Raw genomic sequence first — 20,331 nt, 5'->3', positions numbered from 1 at the left:
CTCAGTGCCCCCCCTCCGCGCGCAGGCGCGGATCGATGACGAAATAGAGGATGTCGACCACGAGATTGATGGTGACGAAGATCAGCGCCACGAAGCAGAGATAGGCCGCCATGATCGGCACATCGACGAAATCCACCGCCTGGATGAACATCAGCCCGGTCCCCGGCCACTGGAACACCGTCTCGGTGATCAGCGAGAAGGCGATCAGGCCGCCGATATTGAGGCCGATGATGGTGATCACCGGGACCAGCGTGTTCTTCAAAGCGTGGCTGTAGTTCACCTTGCGCTCCGGCAAACCACGGGCGCGGGCGAACTTGATGAAGTCGGTGCGCATGATCTCCAGCATCTCGGCGCGGACCAGGCGCAGGATCATGGTGACCTGAAACAGACTGAGAGTGAGCGCAGGCAGAATGATGCTGCGCCAGCCGTCGACGGTCAGGAAACTCGTCCGCCAGCCGCCGAGATCGACCGTGCCGCTCCGTCCCGAGGACGGCAGCACGCCGAGATGAACCGCGAAGATATAGATCAGCCCGATACCGATGATGAAGGTCGGCAGGCTGACCCCGACAAGCGAGACCGTGAGCACCGCCTTGCTGATCCAGCTCGATCGGTTGATCCCGGTATAGACCCCGAGCGGAATGCCGAGACCGAGCGCGATCAGGGCGGAGACGAAGACCAGCTCCAGCGTCGCCGGCAGCCGCTCGACGATCATCTCGGTCACCGAGCGCTTGGTGCGGTAGGAAATCCCGAACTTGCCCTGCACCGCGTTCTGAAGGAAGCGGCCGTACTGGACGTAGAACGGATCCTCGAGACCGAGGACCTGGCGGATATAGGCCCGGTCCTCGAGCGTCGCCTCCTGCCCGACCATGTTGTCGACGGGATCGCCCACATAGTTGAACAGCGAGAAGGAAATGAAGGACACCGCGGCCATGACCACAAGGGCCTGGAGCATGCGGCGCGCGATGTAGGTGATCATGCGCGGTCGGCTCGTCTCGTGTGAGGAAAGTGCCTAAGGCCCGGGGGCGGCGGTCAGACCGCCGCCCCCGAAACGAAGCAAGCCCTTATTGCATCTTCGCCCAGCGGAACTGCGGCGAGTCGTTCGGCAGGATCGGCAGATCGAGCTTGGTCGACATGCCCCAGCCGATGACCTGATGGTGCAGCGGCAGATAGACCACGTCGTCCTTCACGATCTTCCAGGCCTCGGCGATCATCTGATCGCGCTTCGCGAGGTCGGTCTCGACGGCAAAGGCGTCGGTCAGCTCGTCGACCTTCGCGTTCGCGTAGCCGGTGCCGTTCCAGCCGCCCTTGCTGTGCAGCAGGTAGGCGAAGACATAGTGGGAATCCAGCGTCGGCACGCCCCAGCCGAGCATGTAGAAGTCGCTCACCCGGTTCTTGATCTTCGGGAAGTGCTGGCTCTTCGGGATGGCGTCGAGCTTCACCTTCACGCCGATCTTGGCAAGCATCGCGACGGTCGCCTGGCAGATCTTTTCGTCGTTGTTGTAACGGTCGTTCGGGCAGTCGAGCTGAACCGAGAAGCCGTCCGGATATCCCGCTTCGGCAAGCAGCTTCTTCGACGCCTCCGGATCGAACGGCGGCCGCGCATCAAGCTCCTTGGTGAAGCCGTGCACGCCCGGCGATGTGATCATGCCGGCCGGGAAGGACAGGCCTTCCATGACGACGCGCTTGATCGCCTCGATGTCGATCGCCTGGTAGAGCGCCTGGCGCACCCTGACGTCCTTGAACGGGTTCTTGCCCTTGACGTCGGAGCTGCGCAGCTCGTCGACGCCCTGGTCCATGCCGAAGAAGATGGTGCGGATCTGGTTGATGGTCTGCGTCTTCAGGCCGTCCTGGGCCGCGATCCGCTGCAGGTCCTGCAGCGGCGGGTCGAGCACGAAATCGACTTCGCCGGAAAGCAGGGCCGCAACGCGCGTCGCGGCGTTTTTGATCGGCCGGTATTCGACCTTGTCGAGATTGTGCTCCGCAGAGGCCGCGCCCCACCAGTTCGGGTTCTTTACCAGAACCGTCAGCTCGTCCGGCAGGCGCTGCTCGACGATGAAGGGACCGGTGCCGTTGGCGTTGCGGACCGCGAAGGTTTCCTCGCCGGCGGCATAGTCCTGCGGCGTGAGGACCTTGTTCTTCTCCGCCCAGCCCTTGTCCATCATATAGAGGTTGGTGATCTCGTTCGGCAGGATCGGGTTCGGACCGTCAGTCACGAACTGGACCGTGTGGTCGTCGATGATCTTGACCTCTTTGATCGACTTCACCTGCTCCTTGAAGTCGGAGCTCTTGGACTGCGCACGCGTGATGCTGAAAGCCACGTCCTCGGCCGTGAAGTCGGCACCGTCATGGAACTTCACGCCCTTGCGGAGCTTGAACTCCCAACCGGTGGCACCGACCGGCGCCCAGGATTCGGCGAGGGCGGCCTCGAGCACCATCTCGCGGTCGCGGGTGACCAGCGGCTCGTAGATCTGGCCGTTCATGCTGTTGGTCGGCCCTTCGTTCTGGCTCATCGGATCCAGCGTGAGGGCATCGCCCTGGCTGGTCCAACGCAGCACGTTCTCGGCCTGCGCGATGCCGACGAACGAGGTCGTCGACATGATCGCGGCCAAGGCGATCGCACGAATTTTCATGAGGATTGTCTCCTGTCCTAAATGTGAAGCGACCCTGTGTGTCCGATTATTAATTGTTGAAATACATCGGCATCTTCCGACGCCAACCGGATCACTGACAAAAATCTATGCAGGAGAAAGCAGAATGAAAAGTCCAAATAAGATACCGGGCCCCGCCCGGGGCCCGGTATCGGAATTGTGAAGCCTCAGGCCTTGAGCGCCAGGTTCTCCGGATCGTAGGGGCTTTCCGCCACAATGCGGGCCGGGCGGAGCTGGTCGAGCACGCGGACCTGGCACTCGGCGCCGATCACCGCCTTGTCGGTGCGGATATAGCCGAGCATCAGCGACTTGCCGACATAGTGACCGTAGCCGCCGGCGGTTCCGCGGCCGACCACCTCGCCGTCCATGAAAACCGGTTCGTTGCCGAAGGGATCGGCGTCGTCCGCGTCGATCTCGATCGTACAGTAGGTGTTCGGGATACCCTCTTCCTGCTGCCGCACCAAGGCCTCGCGGCCGGTGAACTCTCCCTTGTTGAGGCGCACGAAGCGCTTCAGTCCGGCCTCGAGGATCGAGTTCTCGGCATTCAGGTCCGTACCCCAGAGGCGGTAGGTCTTCTCAAGGCGCATCGAATCCATCGCACGCATGCCGACGAGGCCGATATCATATTCCTTGCCGGCCTCCATCAGAGCGTCGAACAGATGCAACTGATACTCGATCGGATGATGCAGCTCCCATCCGAGCGACCCCACGAAATTCACACGCAAGGCACGCACCTTCGGGCAATAGCCGACAGGGATCTCCTGCATGGTGAGCCAGGGGAACGCCTCGTTCGACACGTCCGCGTCGGCCAGCTTCTGCAGCACCTTGCGGGCATCGGGCCCGGCCAGCACGAAGACGCCGTACTGGGTCGTGATATCCGTCAAGAAAACCGATCCGTCGCGGGGCAGCGTCTTCTGCAGGAAGTCGAGATCGTAATCGTGACCGGCGCCCGGGCCGATGACGAAGAAGCGTTCGCCGTAGAGACCGTCGGCCATGCGGGTGATGGTGAACTCCGAGCGGATCGAGCCTGACGGGTTCAGCGCGTGGCAGAGATTGATGCGGCCGATGCCTTTCGGGATGGCGTTGGCAACCATTCGGTCAAGCCACGCACGGGCGCCCGGCCCCTCGACCTCGTATTTGGCGAAGGATGAGAGTTCCAGGAGGCCGACACGCTCCCGCATGGCGCGGACCTCGTTGCCGACATGCCCGAACCAGTTGGAGCGGCGATAGGAATATTCGTCTTTCCGCTCGACGCCTTCCGGCGCGAACCAGTTCGGACGTTCCCAGCCGAAGCGCGCGCCCCAGACCGCACCCGCCGCGTCAAGCCGGGGATAGGCCGGCGTCGTCTTGGCCGGACGGCCCGCCTCGCGCTCTTCCATCGGATAGTGATTGAAGAAGACATGCTCGTAGGCTTCCTCATTCTTGATCTTGGCGAAGTTCTTGGAAACCACGCCGAACCGGCGCGGATCGACGCCGATCATGTCGACCGAGGGTTCGCCGTCGACAATCCAGTTGGCGAGCTGCCATCCGGCGCCGCCGGCCGCGGTCACGCCGAAGCTGTGACCCTCGGAGATCCAGAAATTCTCGAGACCGAAAGCCGGGCCGACCATCGGGTTTCCGTCCGGCGTATAGGAAATCGGACCGTTCACGATGTCCTTGATGCCGGCATTCTCGAAGGAGGGCACACGGGCCATGCAGGCCTCGACATGGGGCATCAGGCGCTCGAGGTCGCCCGGGAAAAGGTCCTTCTCGAAGGTCGAGGGCACGCCGTCGACGAAGCAGGCCGGCGCGTGGCGTTCGTACGGGCCGAGGATCCAGCCGTGACGTTCCTCTCGGAAATAGTACTGGGAATCGGACTCGCGCAGCACCGGCAGTTCCTTGTTCCCGGCCTCGCGATATTCCTTCAGCGTCGGATCGACGTCGGTGACGATGTACTGGTGCTCGACCGGGATCGCCGGAATCTCGAGCCCGACCATCTTCGCCGTGGTGCGGGCATAATTGCCGGTCGCGCAGATCACGTGCTCGCAGCGGATGTCGCCCTTGTCGGTCTTGACGATCCACTCGCTGTTCTCGCGCTCGATCCCGTTGACCTGGGTCTGCTGGTAGATCTCGGCCCCGCGCATCCGCGCGCCCTTGGCGAGTGCCATCGTGAGGTCCACCGGTGCGATATGCCCGTCGGTCGGATGCCAGAGCGCGCCGACCAGCCCGTCCATGGAGGCGAGCGGCCAGAGCTTCTTGATCTCGTCGACGCCGATCAGGTGCGCCTCGACGCCGATCGTCTCGGCCGTGCACTGGTAGTTCCGGTACTCGTCCATCCGGTCCCGGTTGGTGGCCAGACGCAGGTTGCCGGTATTGTGGAAACTGACCGCCTGCCCGGTTTCCTCTTCGAGCGTCTTGTAGAGCTCGACCGAATACTGGTGCAACTGACCGACGCTGTAGCTCATGTTGAAGAGCGGCAGCAGGCCGGCCGCGTGCCAGGTCGACCCCGCCGTCAGTTCCGTCCGTTCCAGGAGGACGACGTCGGTCCATCCCTTTTTGGCAAGGTGATAGAGGGCGCTGACCCCGACCACACCGCCGCCGATCACCACTGCCCGTGCCTGCGTCTTCATTTGCCCATTCCCCAGTACCGGTTTGCCGGTCGATTTCGTTCAGGGGGAGAGCTTGCACCTTTTCTTCCGTCATAATTCACGAAAAGCGACCCGGTTGTGTCGGATTCGGAATGTTGGGGAATGCTGGTTTTCTGCGGAATAGACGCGATGAAGTACCGGCGCTTTGACATTATGGAATGAGCGTGTTTAGGCTAAATGCCAGATCGTGAAAAACACGACACATTGCTGGTGAGCGAGAGGAACGCGCCACCGCAGGGGCAGAACAGGGGCAATAAATCACATGGCAGACGGCAATCAGCCGTTCGTTCAATTCAAGAACGTTCAGAAGACTTATGACGGTGAGATTCTCGTCGTCAAAAATCTTAATCTCGACATCGCGAATGGCGAATTCCTGACCATGCTGGGACCGTCCGGCTCAGGCAAGACAACCTGCCTGATGATGCTCGCAGGATTCGAAACGGCGACACACGGCGAAATCCTGCTCGACAGCAAGCCGATCAACCGCATTCCGCCGCACAAGCGCGGAATTGGAATGGTTTTCCAGAACTACGCCCTCTTCCCGCACATGACGGTCGCCGAGAATCTGAGCTTCCCTCTGGAAGTCCGGAAGATGAACAAGGCCGACCGGGAAGCGAAGGTCGCCCGGGCGCTCGACATGGTGAAGATGTCCGAGTTCGGCGGCCGACGTCCGGCGCAGCTCTCAGGCGGTCAGCAGCAGCGCATCGCCCTCGCAAGGGCCCTGGTCTTCGAACCGGAACTGGTGCTGATGGACGAACCGCTGGGCGCGCTGGACAAGCAGCTGCGTGAGCATATGCAGTTCGAAATCACCAATCTTGCGCACGATCTGGGCATCACGACGGTCTATGTGACGCATGATCAGACGGAAGCGCTGACCATGTCGGATCAGATCGCGGTCTTCAACGACGGCAAGATCCAGCAACTGGCAAAACCGGCCGATCTTTACGAACGCCCCGAGAATGCGTTCGTCGCCCAGTTTATCGGCGAGAACAACACGCTCGAAGGCGTGGTCAAGTCGATCGACGGCGAGACATGCGTCGTCACCCTCGATGACGGCAGCGAGATCGACGCCAAGCCGGTCAATGTCAGCAAGCCCGGCGACCGGACACTGGTTTCGATCCGGCCGGAGCGCGTGGAATTCAACAAGGACCGGTTGCACGCCGACGCCCATACGCTGAAGGCGAAGGTCAAAGAATTCTTCTACATGGGTGACATCTTCAGGTTTCGCCTGTCCGTGGCAGGCAATGACGAATTTATCGTCAAGGCGCGCAACGCGCCGGATGCGGTTCGCTTGAAACCCGGCGAAGAGATCGAGATCGGATGGCTTCCGGCGGACTGCCGGGCGCTTGATGCGTGATCGATCGGACTGCAAGCACATTTCGGGAATAACAGTGGGTGGGGCCAAAGCCCGTGGCTCAGACCCGCTAGTTCACTACAACGGGCGAAGAACAGGAGAAGCTATGAAATTCGCCAAATTAATGGTCGCCACAGCGGCGTTCGGCATGGCGGCCGGAGCCGCCCATGCCGCAGATATGGCCACCGACATGACCCTCGTTAGCTGGGGCGGTGCCTACCAGTCCTCCCAGCAGCGCGCCTATGTCGAGCCTTACATCGCCAACAATTCGGGCGTGAAGGTGGTCTGGGACGAGAGCTCGGCCGAGGCTGTCGCCAAGCTGCGGGCCATGAACGAAGCTGGCAACGTCACCTGGGACCTCGTGGACGTCGTCGCGTCCGACGCCATTCGCCTTTGCGACGAAGGCCTGGCCATGGAAATCGATCCGGATAGCGATCTGGCCGCGGCCCCGGACGGCAAGCCGGCCTCGGAAGACTTCGGCGACCTGCTGGTCAGCGACTGCTTCATTCCGCAGATCGTCTATTCGACCACCTTCGGCTACCGCACGGACATGGTAGGCGACACGCCGCCGACCGATGTCTGCGCCGTGTTCGATCTCAAGAAATATCCGGGCAAGCGGGCGCTTGAGAAGCGGCCGATCAACAACATGGAATGGGCGCTGCTCTGCGACGGCGTTGCGAAGGACAAGGTCTATGACGTCCTCGCCACCCCGGCCGGTCAGGAACAGGCGCTGAAGAAGCTCGACACCATCAAGGATCAGGTGATCTGGTGGTCCGCTGGCGCTGACACCCCGCAGCTCCTTGCCGATGGCGAAATCGTCATGGGTTCCACCTACAACGGCCGCCTGTTCTCCGTGATTGAAGAGCAGAAGCAGCCGGTCGCCATGCTCTGGGACGCCCAGGTGTTCGATCTGGACGGCTGGATCATCCCGGCCGGCCTGCCGGCGGATCGCCTTGCCCGCGTCAAGGACTTCGTGAAGTTCGCGACCGACACGCAGCGGCTCGCGGACCAGGCGAAGTACATCTCCTATGGCCCGGCCCGCGCCTCTTCCGCGCCGCTGGTTGGCAAACATGCCGACCTCGGTATCGAAATGGCGCCGCACATGCCGACGGACCCGAACAACGCCAAGAACACGTTCCTCTACAACTACGAGTTCTGGGCTGACTATCGGGACGACATCGACGCCAAGTTCCAGGCCTGGCTGGCCAAGTAATCGAGGCGTAATGCACCGGGGCCGCCACGGCGGCCCCGGTCCCCTTGGCGGAGACAGCTAATGAGTGACGGAGCAACAACCATGTCAGGGCACGCCGAACCGGAAACCGGCCCAATACTGGCCTCTGACGGTACACCGCTGAAAAAGCGGCTTGCACGCTCCCTCCGCATGCAGAAGCTCCGCGCGCTGGCGCTGATCGCGCCCTTGCTGATTTTCGTCCTTGTGACATTCATCGCCCCGATCGCGGACATGCTGTTCCGGTCGGTTGAGAACGAGATTGTCTCCAATACACTTCCGGACACCGTCGCCGCAGTTTCCGACTGGGACCCGAAGGCTCAGGAGCTTCCGTCCGAGCCGGTCTATCAGGCGCTCTATTTCGACCTTTTCCTCGCAGCCGAAGCGAAAGAGCACACCAAACTCGGTACGCGGCTCAACTACGAACAGGTCGGCATTTCCTCCTTGTTCAGAACCTCGGGCCGCAAGCTGGACGACATCGGAAAAGTCTACGAGAAATGGCTCATCGGGCTGAACCCCGCCTGGAAGAGCGGAGAGTTCTGGAACGAACTGATGCGGGGAGCTGCGTCCGCCGCACCCGATACCGACCTTCTTGCCGAACAGCGCGCCCGGCTGACCGCCCTTACAGACGACCCGATGCAGCAAGACATCGGCTTTGTGCCGGGATCGGAGATCGCGAGGATCCTCCCCCTTACGGCACGCGAGTACACGGCCAACGCGCTTTTCATCGCCATCGACAAGAACCGTGACATCAGCAAGAGGGGTCCCTGGGAAGCCGTCTACACCGCCCTTGCCGTCGACCTCGGCGACCCTGAGGTCCAGCGCGCCATCTCTGGCTATCAGGGCCCAGGCAGTGACGAACTGAGAGCCGCCGCGGCAGCAATCGATACGGCGCCCCCGCGCGACTTCACCGCCGCGATGATCAAGGTGGACAAAGACTGGGCGAAACCGGAGAACATCCAGGCGATCAAGATCTATTCGGGGAAATACACCGCCGGGTATTACCTGAATGCGATCGACATGCAGAAGACCCTCGACGGCGTATCGGAGCGTCCCGAGAACCAGCAGATCTACATGATGCTGTTCGGCCGTACGCTGTTCATGTCGCTCCTGATCACCTTTTCCTGCATTCTCCTCGGTTACCCGGTCGCGTGGATCCTTGCAAACCTGCCGCTGCGCACCTCCAACCTGCTTATGATCCTCGTTCTGCTGCCTTTCTGGACCTCGCTTCTGGTCCGGACCTCCGCCTGGAAGGTCATGCTGCAGCAGCAGGGCGTCATCAACGACACCCTGGTCTGGCTGGGTTTGCTGGATGATGCGAGCAGGCTGATCATGATCAACAACCAGTTCGGCACCATCGTCGCGATGACGCATATTCTGCTGCCCTTCATGATCCTGCCGCTCTATTCGGTGATGCAGACGATCCCGCCCTCCTATCTGAGAGCCGCGAAATCGCTCGGCGCGACGAATTGGACGGCCTTCTGGCGGGTCTATTTCCCGCAATCGATCCCAGGTATCGGAGCGGGCTCGATCCTCGTCTTCATCCTGGCCATCGGCTACTACATCACGCCTGAGATCGTCGGCGGCACTACCGGTACCTTCATTTCGAACCGGATCGCCTTCCACATCTCCAGTTCGCTGAACTGGGGGCTGGGCGCGGCGCTCGGAACGATCCTCCTGGCAGCGGTGCTCGCGCTCTACTGGACCTACGACAAGATCGTCGGCATCGATAACGTGAAGCTGGGAGGCTAATCCATGGCACAGCTGACTTCAGTCTCCCGGACGTCACCGGCTTTCTATGTCTCGACGACGGCCGCCGCCGGCGGTATCGCCGGCCTCCTCGTCGGCACGGCCCAGGGCAACTCTCTTATCGGGCTGATCCTGGGAGCCGCGATAATGGCGGTCACGGCTTACGCGGTGACACACTTCGTTCCCCAGGAACGTATCGCCCGCTGGGCCATTCTCGGCGCCATGGCGCTCGCCGGTATCCTTCTTGGCGGAGTGGCGGGACTCGTCGTCGGCACTGCCTTCGGCTGGTTCTTCGGCTGGTTTATCTATTGGCTCTACGAGTCGCGCTACCGGAAGAAGATCCCGCCCTATCTCACTCCGGGGCAGGTGCTTTGGCATCACGGCTTCCGCGTCATCTGCGGACTGATCTTCTTTTTCCTGATCGCGCCGATCGTCGTGGTGATGCCGCTCAGCTTCAACGCGGAGGATTTCTTCACCTTCACGCCGGAAATGCTGCGCTTCGACCCCGCCGGCTACTCGCTCAAGCACTACAAAGATTTCTTCACAAGTTCCGACTGGCAGCACTCGCTCTGGAATTCCCTGAGCATCGCGCCGGCGGCAACGCTGCTTTCGGTCAGTTTCGGAACTCTGGCGGCCATCGGCCTCAGTTCCGAACATGTGCCTTTCCGGCGCTCGATCATGGCGATCCTGATCTCTCCGATGATCGTGCCGTTGATCATCTCGGCGGCCGGAATGTTCTTCTTCTACAGCCGCATCGGGCTGCAGGGGACCTATTTCGGCGTGGTGCTGGCCCATGCAGCCCTCGGCATTCCGTTCGTGATCATCACGGTGACGGCAACGCTGGTCGGATTTGACCGTTCCCTGACACGCGCCTCGGCGAATATGGGAGCCGGTCCGATCCGGACCTTCTTCAAGGTGCAGATGCCGCTGATCCTGCCCGGGGTGATTTCCGGTGGCCTGTTTGCCTTCATCACCTCCTTCGACGAGGTTGTCGTGGTGCTGTTCGTCGGATCCGCCGGACAGAAGACTCTGCCCTGGCAGATGTTCACCGGACTGCGTGAGCAGATCAGCCCGACAATCCTCGCCGTGGCAACGATCCTGGTCTCCATATCTATCCTGCTGCTGACGACGATCGAGCTGCTGCGACGCCGCTCCGAGCGGTTGCGGGGCATGAGCCCGGGTTAATTTTTCGCGTCCCCCTTTACTTCTGCGGCGAATGACCCCATTTTAAGAACGATTCGCAAAACGCTGCGAGGCAGGACATGTATCGCGACAATTCCCTCATCCCGAAGGAAGCCATCCGGATGGCGGCGCTCGGCGCGCTCTCGGACGGCCCGCGCGCTTATGCGGATATCGCAAGCGAGGTCCGTCAGTTCGCCGCACGGATCGTCGGACCGTCCCTAGACCTTCTTGGCAGCTCCATCGAGCTTCTGAAGTTCGAAGGCCTGATCGCTCCGGTCGCGGGGGAAGGTTTTGAGGACAATGCCCAGCTGCGTCTCACCGACGATGGCTGGGAGGCGCTGAAGGATTACCTGACAGCCGCGGTCCGTCCCGGCGTCAACGATCTGAACAAGCTCGTCGTCGCCCTGAAGCTGCGCTTCCTGCACTTGCTCGAGAAGCAAGAGCAGATCGAGCAGATCGATGCCCTGCGTGGTCTCTATGAGGGCGAACGGGCGCGCCTGAACGACCTTCTCTCGCACGAGGAATGGCAGCAGGGCCATCTCCGGGCATGGATCGAGATGGAAATCGCGCAGGTCGAGGACCGGATCGCCTGGTGCGACCGGCTGGCCGCTTCCCTCTGATTACCTGAAACAGGACCACTCGGCCGGGCTATCGGGCCCGCCAGGCGAGAAAGACGCCATGCGCTTCGCTGGAAGGCACCGTGGGAGCAGCTGTGCTTCCCGCGAGCTCAAGTCCGGCCATGACGGTACTTCCGTCGTCCGGACCCACAAAGGACGGATCCAGCGCCGCGATCGCATCCGGCGAGAAGACCCGGAGTTCCTGCTCCTCTCCTGCGGCGACGGCGAAGCCGCCATCGCGGAGCGACACCCGGCCACCGAACAGTTGCGCGAGGAACGCCGCGTCGCGCTCCGGCATCTCCGAGCGGAAATAGACGGCCGAGATCGACTCCGCCCCGTTCCGGTGCGTCTGGAAGTCCGGCTTCCAGAAATAGTCCTGCGCCCGGTTCTCGCAGACGAAGAAGGCTAAACGCGGCATGTCCGGGCTGGTGGCGAATCCGAGCGAGAAGGAAACCGTGACCTCCTTGCCGTCCGGAAGCCTTGCCTGACGCTCGAAATCGAACGGCGCATAGGTCGCAATACCCTCCTCGGCGAAACTCGCGATGTCCGCCCGCGCATCTTCGGTCCGGAAGACCAGCATCGTCATGCCCTCGCCGAACCCGGCCATTGCCTTGTTGTGCGCCCCGAAGCCGAAAAAGGGCGGCGTTGCCGCGAAATCGTGCGGCTGCAGCGTCTCCGGCCGGTCGACTTCCAGCAGTTCGATGAAATTCCGGCCGCGAAACTGCGCGAGCCTGTTCCGCGTCCCCATCCGGTCCTCGTGATAGGCCGTCGGGGTCAATGTGAAACCGAGCTTCTCGAAGGTCGCGGCGGCGCGGTCGAGGTCGTCGACGCGATGCACGACGTGATCTATGGGGCGTCCGTTCATCGAGCTCTCCCTCTCCTATGAAGTCGCAGGCCGCGGGGAGCGGCTCAGAACATGTGCTGGCCGCCGGTGACGAAGATTTCCGTGCCCGTCACATAGGCCGAGTCGTCCGAGCAGAGATAGTGGATCGTCGAGGCGACGTCCCGCGGCGTTCCCAAACGGTTGAGCGGAATCCGCGGGATCAGCATTTCGTATTCGGGCGACAGCATCGCGGTTTCGATTTCCCCCGGCGCGACCGCGTTCACCCGGACGCCGAGTTCGGCGAACTCGTTCGCCATTTCCCGCGTCAGCGAGGAAAGCGCCGCCTTCGAGGTGCTGTAGGCGGAACCGGCGAATGGATGGATGAAATGCCCCGCGATCGAGGTGATGTTGACGATCGCTCCGTTTCCCCGGTGCAGAGCGGCGGCAAAGCCGCGCGCGAGGCGCAGGGGCGCGAAGAAATTCAGTTCGAACACCCGCCGCCATTCGTCGAGATCGCCGTTCAGGCAGCCGAGCCGTTCCTTGAACGGCGTCTTCGGCGACCAGCCCGCGTTGTTCACCAGTGCGTGCAGCGGACGATCGCCGAGCAGCTCGTTCGCCTCGTCGATGAAATGATCGAGGCTGCCGGAGTCGGTCAGGTCGGCCGTGATGTGGTGGCTCCAGTTCGGATCGCGGCGGCACTCGGCCGGCGGCGCGTCTCTGGAGCAGGTGATGATTTCCCAGCCGCGTTCACTGAAGAACCCGACGGTGGCGTGGCCGATGCCCCGGCTGGCGCCGGTCAGCAGCATGGTTTTTTGCGAGGTGCTCATGGCGCCGGAGTGTAAGCAATTGCGGCGGCCCGAAAAAGGGCCGCCGCAAGGCTTTGGTCACGAAATCATCGTGCCGTCATTATTTCACCGAGGCGACCCGGAACGTCCGCTGAACGCCGTCATGTTCCGTGATGGAAACATATTCGCCCTCGACGAAATGATGACGGTCGAACTTGAAGATCGGCTCGTCGTCTTCCTCGCCTTCTTCGTAGCTGAAGACCCATTTGCGTCCCCGGGTGTGGATCAGCTGCCCCTCCTCGTCCGGCTCACCCTGCCAGAAACGGTGAACGGTGCAGTCACCCTTGACCTTCTGCCACGCGTCAAGATCCAGACTGCCGTCACCGGTAAGCGGGGCCTTGAACTCGTAGCCGTGATTGATGCTTCCTTCCGGAAAATCCGGATTACGCGCAAGTTCGAGGCGAATGGTACGCACGCTCAAGGGACTTGCTCCTTCCATCGAACAGATGATGTGAATGTCTCTAGTGGGCCATCAGAACCGGAATCCGCGTCTCCGTCAAAATATCGTCGGTCACACCGCCGAAAATCGACTCGCGGAAGCGGCTGTGGCTGTAAGCGCCGAGCACCAGGAGCTGCGCCCCGGCTTCGCGCGCTTCGGCCTGCAACCGGCCCGAAATGCTGCCGCTGGAGGCATCGAAGGTCTTCGCTTCCGCCTTGACGCCGTGCCAGCGCAGGGAATCGACGAAAACGTCGAGTTTCTCCTTCGTCAGGTCGCTGTCGACGCCGGACATGACGAGGACCTTGTCGGCCGTCTCCAGCAGGGGCATCGCATGGGCAACCGCGGCAGCGGCCTCCTTCGACGCGTTCCAGCCGACCGCGATCGTCTTGACGACCGGAACCTCGACATCGTGCGGCACCACCATCGTCGCCTTGCCGCTCTGCAACAGGGCCGCCTCGGCAACCGCCATGGCGTCGCTGCTCTCTTCGTCGGTCGGGGAAATCACACAGACCACATCCACCATGCGCGACCGCTCGGCCACCTGCAGCGAAGGTTCGCCGACCAGCGTTTCGAACGAAACGGTTACGCCGTCCGCGCCGGCCGGCTTCTCGATCTGGACCAGCTTGTTCGCCTCCCGCCATTTGTCGAAAGCGGCAAGCGACGTGGCGCGGGCCTCGTTGGCGAAATTCTCAGCCTGCTGAACCAGGGACTCGATCATCGAGGCGCTCATACCCATGCCGACCTGCGGCACCAGGACGTCACGCGGGTCGCGATGGATATGGGCGACAAAAATGTGGGCACCGTGCGGCGTGGCCACGGCGAGCGCCGCATTCAGGATGGCCGCGTCGGCTTCATTGCCGAGCACCGGGGCTAGAACCGTCTTCAGGGACATGAGAGCACCTCAGGGATAAATGCCTTTGATAAATTAACCCTATGCCCCGCATGGCAACGCCCTCATTGACCTAGATCAAGAAATCCGCGGCGCCTGAAATTTCCCCGGAAGGCTCAGGGGAAAAGACGTTCGACGCCCCAGGGGGCATCCTCCATCGCCCGGCTGAACCGGAACCGGTCGTGCAGCCGGAACTCCCCGTCCTGCCAGAACTCGATCGCCAGCGGGGTCAGCCGCCAACCCGACCAATAGGGCGGACGCGGCACATTTTCGCCCGGATGGGCCTTGTCGGCCTTCTCGACCGCCGCCATGAGCGCCGGGCGATCGGCGAGCGGACGGGACTGCTGCGACGCCCAGGCCCCGACACGGCTGCCGCGTGGCCGCGAATTGAAGTATGCGTCGGCCTCTTCGTCGCTGACCCGGACGACGGGTCCGGTCACACGCACCTGCCGCCGCACCGACTTCCAATGGAAACAGAGCGCTGCGAACGGGTTCACCGTCAGCTCCCGGCCTTTCTGGCTCTCGAAATTGGAATAGAAGACGAAACCGTGCTCGTCGAAGTCCTTCAGCAGAAGAATCCGCGCGGAAGGGCGGCCGTCCGCATCCGCCGTCGCGACGGTCATCGCGTTCGGGTCGTTGACCTCGGTCTCGGACGCTTCCCGGTACCACCGGTCGAAGAGCTGAAAAGGATTGTCGGTATCGGGCTCGAACATGGCCGTTCCTCTTTGCGGAAGTGGCGAAACACACTCGACGGGCCGGGCGGCCTTTATTGTGCCTCAAAGATCGCCACATTTAAGGCTATATGCCGTATCACTAGCGAGCACCTGCGCGCCCTGTCCAGCGTTGTATCGTCGCACGGACAAGGAGTTGGGTGCGCGGCCAGAGCGGAGCCGCAACATTCGCACGGAAATGGTGCGACGGAATTCCCGGAGCCAAACGTTATATCTCCGGGCCGATGCAATCTTGAGGTAATCGTATCATGAAGAAAACAGCCGCATTCGTCGTTGTCGCAGCGCTCGCTCTCGGTGCCTGCGAAGGCAACCAGATGGGTCAGAAGCAGATGGGCGGCGGCATTCTCGGCGCGGTCGGCGGTGCGCTCGCGGGCTCGACCGTCGGCAGCGGCAAGGGCACCGTCGCGGCGGTCGCGGTCGGCACCCTGCTTGGCGCGATCATCGGCAGCGAAATCGGCAAGTCGCTCGACAACGCCGACAAGGCGGCCATGGCGCAGACCACCCAGCGCACCCTCGAAAGCACCCCGGTCGGCGTCACCACCACCTGGAACAATCCCGACAGCGGCAATTCCGGGACGGTCACTCCGACCAAAACCTACCAGGCTTCCAGCGGCCAGTATTGCCGCGAATACACGCAGACCGTTCAGGTCGGCGGCCAGACCCAGGAAGCCTACGGCACGGCCTGCCGGCAGCCGGACGGCACCTGGAAAATCCAGAACTAGGCATCGCGCCCAGGCTCTGCGAAGATCGGACCGGTCGGTGATTTTTTGCCGCCGGTCCGATTGTTTTTTCCATATAATCCCGTGCCATGAGCGATCCATACAAGATACTGGGTGTGAAGTCCGACGCCTCGCAGGACGAGATCAAGAAGGCGTACCGCACGCTTGCGAAGAAGCTGCACCCGGATCTCAATCCCGGCGACAAGAAGGTCGAGCAGGAATTCAAGGAGGTGACCGCCGCCTACGACCTGCTGTCCGACGCCAAGAAACGGGCGCAATACGATCGCGGCGGCATGCAGCAACCGGGCGGCGGCGCTTCCGGCAAGACCGCGAGCGGTTTCTGGAAGGCCTGGACTTCGGCCCGCAAGCGCCAGGGTAGCGGCTTCGGCTTTTCCGACATCTTCGACGATGACGACGCGGACGTGTTCGACGACATCCTGCGCCGTCAGGATCAGGGCGGCGGTTCCGGGCGCGGCGGCGGCGCCTACACGGTCGGGCCGGATGTCAACTACAAGCTGAAGGTCGGTTTCGTCGAGGCCGCGGCGGGCGCGACCAAGCGCGTCACGCTCTCGGACGGCAAGACCCTGGACCTGAAGATTCCGCCGGCGACCGAGACCGGCAAGACGCTGCGCCTCAAGGGCCAGGGCCGCAAGGGCAGCAACAACGGCCCGGCCGGCGACGCCTTCGTCGAGATCACGGTCGAGCCGCACAGCTTCTTCGAGCGCGACGGACAGAACGTCAAGGTCGAGATCCCGGTGACGCTCTACGAGGCGGTGCTCGGCGGCTCGATCACGGTGCCGACCGTGCATGGCAACGTCGCGCTGAAGATCCCGCCGAAATCCAACACCGGCTCGACCCTGCGCCTCAAGGGCAAGGGGATTCCCGCGGTCGGCGGCAAGGCGGCGGGCGATCAGCTCGTCACCCTGAAGATCGTGCTGCCCGACAGCGAGGACCCGGAGCTCATCAAGCTGATGCAGAAATGGGCCGAGGAAAAAGGCTACAACCCGCGCCACAAGATGCGGTTCAACTGAGCCTGGGCGGCTTTCTACTCGGCGACTGCGGGCAGACGGATCAGCGGCGTCGCCCCGCCTTCTCCCGTTTCAAGTTTCTCGAGTAGCTGCGAGACCGGTTGCCCGAGCGCGCCGCGCTCGGCGGCGGATAGCTCGTCGAGCAACGCGGCGATAGCTGGCGCGATGTCGTCCCCCGAAGTGTGGACCGAAACGGAGGCGCATCCGAGCCCGAGGTAGAGGTCGTAGACCGTGGCGCTGCCGAGATCCCGCGCAAGGGCAAGACGGCCATCCTCCGTCCGGGCGACAAAACCCGCACTCTGCAGGCGTCCCAGCACCTGAGAAATGGCCTCGGCATGCGCCACGTCTTCCAGCTCGATTTCCCGCACGGGACCGCTACTCTTAGACTCCCTCCAGAGCACCGCGAGAATGGAGAGCGCGACGGAGAGCACTCGGTCCGATCCGAGCTCCTGCTGCGTTTCGAGGTGCCGCGACCGCCACCAGTCCGGGAAGGAGGCGGCAAAGACCGCGCCGAGCAGGATCACCGTCCAAGAGGCATAGACCCAGATCAGGAAGATCGGGATCGCCGCCATCGCGCCGTAGATGTTCTGGTAGGTCGGAAAGGCGGTGAGATACCAGCCGAACCCCTGCTTCAGAGCTTCGAAAGCGGCCCCCGAGAGAACGCCGCCGATCAGCGCGGCCCGCCAGCTGACGGAACGGTTGGGGACCACCATGAACAGCAGCGTGAAGCCGAGGCTCTGCATCACGACCGCGATCGCGCGCTCACGCAGCCCGCCGCCGAGATCGAGCGTTTCGGCATCGAGCCCCGCATCGGTCCAGGTCTCTCTCAGGAGCGAGAAAACGTCGCTTGTGCTTGTGATGGTGAGACCCGCCAGGATCGGGCCGAGAGTCAGCACCGCCCAGAACGTCATGAAGCGGATCAGGATGTGTCGCTGGCGCTCGACCCGCCAGATCTTGTTGAAGGTCGATTCGATGGTTGCCAGCAGCAGGATCGCGGAGATCGAAAGACCGATGGTTCCCGCCGCGCCGAGGTTGGACGCGTTGTGCATGAAATTGTCGATATGCGTCCGCACCGGCCCGGCAAGTTCCGGGACGAGATTCTCGAAGATCAGTTCCTCGATCGCAACCCGTGCGGCCTCGAAGGACGGGAAGGCGCTGAAAATGGCAAAACCGATCGCCAGCAACGGTACCAGCGCAAGCAGCGTCGTGTAGGTCAGCGCGGCGGCGGACTGCATACCGCCGCCACGATAAAACCGGAGCAACGCAAAACCGACATACTCCGCCACTTCCCGTAGCACGGCGGCGGCGGCAAGCCCCTTCCAGCGTTCTAGGCGGTTCGTCTGGTTGCTCATCCCGGCAACCCTAGCACGAAAGCGATTCGCAAATGCGATACCAGCGCGCAGAGCCCCCGTTTCATTGCTTTCCAACAGGCCCCGTGCCGGTTTGCCGAACGCGGCCTTTGGTGTAGGATCGCGCGAATCACGCTTTTACTTTTCCGGCAACCTGCGTCGAGAGGCATCGAATGAGTCAACCAAGCCCGATCATGAGTGGCAAAAAGGGGCTTGTCATGGGGGTCGCGAACGACCGCTCCATCGCTTGGGGTATCGCGAAGGCGGTGGCGGCGCAGGGCGCGGAACTCGCCTTCACCTTCCAGGGCGAGGCATTGCAGAAACGGGTCGCCCCGCTGGCCGCCGAAGTGGGCTCGGACATGGTCCTGCCGTGCGATGTGACGGACGATGCCGATGTCACCCGCACCTTCGATGCGATCCGCGAGAAATGGGGCAAGCTGGACTTCCTCGTCCATGCCATCGCCTATTCGGACAAGGAAGAGCTGAAAGGCAAGTACGTCAACACGACGCGCAGCAACTTCCTCAAGACGCTGGATATTTCCTGCTATTCCTTCACCCGGATCGCGCGCGAAGCCGCCCCGCTGATGACCGACGGTGGCGCGCTGCTGACGCTCAGCTATTACGGCGCCGAGCGGGTCATGCCGCATTACAACGTCATGGGTGTCGCGAAGGCCGCGCTCGAAGCCAGCATCCGCTATCTGGCGGCCGATCTCGGAGGCGACAATATCCGCGTCAACGGTCTCTCCGCGGGTCCGATGAAGACGCTCGCCGCCTCCGGCATCGGCGACTTCCGCTACATCCTGAAATGGAACCAGTACAACTCGCCGCTGCGCCGGAACGTGACGCTGGAAGATGTCGGCGGCGCCGGCATGTACCTGCTGAGCGACCTTTCGAGCGGCGTCTCCGGCGAAGTCCACCATGTCGATTGCGGTTACAACATCGTCGGCATGAAGGCGGTGGACGCGCCCGACATTTCCACGGTCTGAGCCGGGAAAGCGCTTAGCAAATGGCTGGAAATTCCTTCGGTGAAGCCTTCCGCTTCACCACGTGGGGCGAGAGTCACGGCCCCGCCATCGGCTGCGTTGTCGATGGCGTGCCGCCGCGCCTGCCGGTGAGCGAGAGCGACATCCAGTTCTTTCTCGACCGCCGCAAGCCCGGGCAGTCCCGCTTCACCACGCAGCGCCAGGAACCGGATCAGGTGAAGATCCTCTCCGGCGTCTTCGAGGGCCAGACCACCGGTACGCCAATCGGGCTGGTGATCGAGAATACCGACCAGCGCTCGAAGGATTACGGCGACATCATGAGCCGGTTCCGGCCGGGCCATGCTGACTATACCTACGAAGCGAAATACGGCATCCGCGACTATCGCGGCGGCGGGCGCTCCTCGGCGCGCGAAACCGCGATGCGGGTCGCCGCCGGCGCCATCGCGCGCAAGATCCTCGCTGCCCGCCTCGGCAACGCCTTCCACATCCGCGGCGCTCTGGTGCAGGTGGGTCCGCACAAGGTGAACCGGGACAACTGGGACTGGGACGAGGTCGAACGCAACCCGTTCTGGAGCCCGGACAAGCAGGCGGCCGAAACCTGGACGGAATTCCTCGACGGCGTGCGGAAGTCAGGCTCTTCCGCCGGCGCGGTCGTGGAGATCGTCGCCGAAGGCGTGCCGGCGGGGCTCGGCGAACCGGTCTACGGCAAGCTCGACAGCGACCTCGCGGCGGCGATGATGACGATCAACGCGGTCAAGGGCGTGGAAATCGGCGACGGCTTCGCCGCGGCGGAAATCCCCGGCCACGAAGCCGCCGACGAGATGCGGATGGACGGCGACAAGCCGGTTTTCCTCTCGAACCATGCGGGCGGCGTGCTCGGCGGGATTTCCTCCGGACAGCCGGTCGTCGTGCGTTTCGCGGTGAAGCCGACCAGCTCGATCCTCACCCCGCGCCGCTCGATCGACAGGGACGGCAACGAGGTCGAGGTCGTGACCAAGGGACGGCACGACCCCTGCGTCGGCATCCGTGCGGTCCCGGTCGGCGAAGCGATGATGGCCTGCGTGCTCGCCGACCATCTGATGCGCCACGCGGCCCAATGCGGGAAATAAGCCGCGGGGCA

General features: G+C 62.8%; 18 protein-coding genes. 9 read left to right on the top strand and 9 right to left on the bottom strand.

The annotated features are described in order from the left end of the window. Nucleotide 1 precedes the first annotated feature (1 nt). From JJ959_RS02165 to JJ959_RS02155, 3 genes are all read right to left on the bottom strand, one after another. Nucleotides 2-976, bottom strand: coding sequence for an ABC transporter permease (locus JJ959_RS02165; RefSeq protein ID WP_292879622.1), 975 nt, complete (start codon nt 974-976; stop codon nt 2-4). 85 nt (nt 977-1,061) lie between these two features. Continuing rightward, nucleotides 1,062-2,630 carry an ABC transporter substrate-binding protein gene (locus JJ959_RS02160; RefSeq protein WP_292879621.1) on the bottom strand — a complete coding sequence of 523 codons (1,569 nt, stop codon included), beginning with the start codon at nt 2,628-2,630 and terminating at the stop codon, nt 1,062-1,064. Nucleotides 2,631-2,815: 185 nt separating this feature from the next. After that, complete coding sequence (locus JJ959_RS02155; protein ID WP_292879620.1) at nt 2,816-5,257, bottom strand: FAD-dependent oxidoreductase; 2,442 nt, start codon at nt 5,255-5,257, stop codon at nt 2,816-2,818. 280 nt (nt 5,258-5,537) lie between these two features. Between JJ959_RS02155 and JJ959_RS02150 the strand changes: the two genes are divergently transcribed. The 5 genes from JJ959_RS02150 to JJ959_RS02130 all read left to right on the top strand — a co-directional run bounded on the left by JJ959_RS02150 (nt 5,538) and on the right by JJ959_RS02130 (nt 11,408). Then, nucleotides 5,538-6,632: an ABC transporter ATP-binding protein gene (locus JJ959_RS02150; RefSeq protein ID WP_292879619.1), complete on the top strand. Its 1,095-nt coding sequence runs from the start codon at nt 5,538-5,540 to the stop codon at nt 6,630-6,632. 103 nt (nt 6,633-6,735) lie between these two features. After that, nucleotides 6,736-7,842: an extracellular solute-binding protein gene (locus tag JJ959_RS02145; RefSeq protein WP_292879618.1), complete on the top strand. Its 1,107-nt coding sequence runs from the start codon at nt 6,736-6,738 to the stop codon at nt 7,840-7,842. Between the two features lie 81 nt (nt 7,843-7,923). Further along, on the top strand, nt 7,924-9,609 hold the full coding sequence (locus JJ959_RS02140) for an ABC transporter permease (protein ID WP_292879617.1): 1,686 nt from the start codon (nt 7,924-7,926) through the stop codon (nt 9,607-9,609). Nucleotides 9,610-9,612: 3 nt separating this feature from the next. Continuing rightward, nucleotides 9,613-10,791 (top strand): ABC transporter permease, encoded by a 1,179-nt coding sequence (locus JJ959_RS02135; RefSeq protein ID WP_292879616.1) that lies wholly within the window; start codon nt 9,613-9,615, stop codon nt 10,789-10,791. Between the two features lie 77 nt (nt 10,792-10,868). Further along, nucleotides 10,869-11,408, top strand: a complete 540-nt coding sequence (locus JJ959_RS02130) for a hypothetical protein (protein WP_292879615.1) — start codon at nt 10,869-10,871, stop codon at nt 11,406-11,408. 28 nt (nt 11,409-11,436) lie between these two features. On the opposite strand, the gene JJ959_RS02125 is transcribed toward JJ959_RS02130, so the two are convergent. The 5 genes from JJ959_RS02125 to pdxH form a co-directional block, all read right to left on the bottom strand. Continuing rightward, nucleotides 11,437-12,270 (bottom strand): VOC family protein, encoded by an 834-nt coding sequence (locus tag JJ959_RS02125; protein WP_292879614.1) that lies wholly within the window; start codon nt 12,268-12,270, stop codon nt 11,437-11,439. Nucleotides 12,271-12,314: 44 nt separating this feature from the next. Further along, entirely contained in the window at nt 12,315-13,055 is a 741-nt protein-coding gene (locus JJ959_RS02120; protein ID WP_292879613.1) for an SDR family oxidoreductase, read from the bottom strand. Between the two features lie 79 nt (nt 13,056-13,134). Further along, nucleotides 13,135-13,488: a hypothetical protein gene (locus JJ959_RS02115; protein ID WP_292879817.1), complete on the bottom strand. Its 354-nt coding sequence runs from the start codon at nt 13,486-13,488 to the stop codon at nt 13,135-13,137. Nucleotides 13,489-13,534: 46 nt separating this feature from the next. Continuing rightward, complete coding sequence (locus JJ959_RS02110) at nt 13,535-14,404, bottom strand: universal stress protein (RefSeq protein ID WP_292879612.1); 870 nt, start codon at nt 14,402-14,404, stop codon at nt 13,535-13,537. 113 nt (nt 14,405-14,517) lie between these two features. After that, nucleotides 14,518-15,114, bottom strand: a complete 597-nt coding sequence (gene pdxH, locus JJ959_RS02105) for a pyridoxamine 5'-phosphate oxidase (protein WP_193183588.1) — start codon at nt 15,112-15,114, stop codon at nt 14,518-14,520. Between the two features lie 266 nt (nt 15,115-15,380). Between pdxH and JJ959_RS02100 the strand changes: the two genes are divergently transcribed. Together JJ959_RS02100 and JJ959_RS02095 are read left to right on the top strand one after the other, a co-directional pair. Further along, nucleotides 15,381-15,854 carry an RT0821/Lpp0805 family surface protein gene (locus JJ959_RS02100; RefSeq protein WP_292879611.1) on the top strand — a complete coding sequence of 158 codons (474 nt, stop codon included), beginning with the start codon at nt 15,381-15,383 and terminating at the stop codon, nt 15,852-15,854. An 86-nt stretch (nt 15,855-15,940) separates the two neighbouring features. Further along, nucleotides 15,941-16,882, top strand: a complete 942-nt coding sequence (locus JJ959_RS02095; protein WP_292879610.1) for a J domain-containing protein — start codon at nt 15,941-15,943, stop codon at nt 16,880-16,882. 14 nt (nt 16,883-16,896) lie between these two features. On the opposite strand, the gene JJ959_RS02090 is transcribed toward JJ959_RS02095, so the two are convergent. After that, on the bottom strand, nt 16,897-18,231 hold the full coding sequence (locus JJ959_RS02090; protein WP_292879609.1) for a YihY family inner membrane protein: 1,335 nt from the start codon (nt 18,229-18,231) through the stop codon (nt 16,897-16,899). A gap of 170 nt (nt 18,232-18,401) precedes the next feature. Between JJ959_RS02090 and fabI the strand changes: the two genes are divergently transcribed. Next, complete coding sequence (gene fabI, locus JJ959_RS02085; protein ID WP_292879608.1) at nt 18,402-19,214, top strand: enoyl-ACP reductase FabI; 813 nt, start codon at nt 18,402-18,404, stop codon at nt 19,212-19,214. Nucleotides 19,215-19,234: 20 nt separating this feature from the next. Continuing rightward, complete coding sequence (gene aroC / locus JJ959_RS02080; RefSeq protein ID WP_292879607.1) at nt 19,235-20,320, top strand: chorismate synthase; 1,086 nt, start codon at nt 19,235-19,237, stop codon at nt 20,318-20,320. Nucleotides 20,321-20,331 lie beyond the last annotated feature (11 nt).

Origin of the sequence: Nisaea sp. (assembly GCF_017640745.1) — a bacterium.
GTDB lineage: Bacteria > Pseudomonadota > Alphaproteobacteria > Thalassobaculales > Thalassobaculaceae > Nisaea.
The sequence above is the reverse complement of the archived record's forward strand: the minus strand, read 5'-3'. Positions and strand labels throughout refer to the sequence as shown.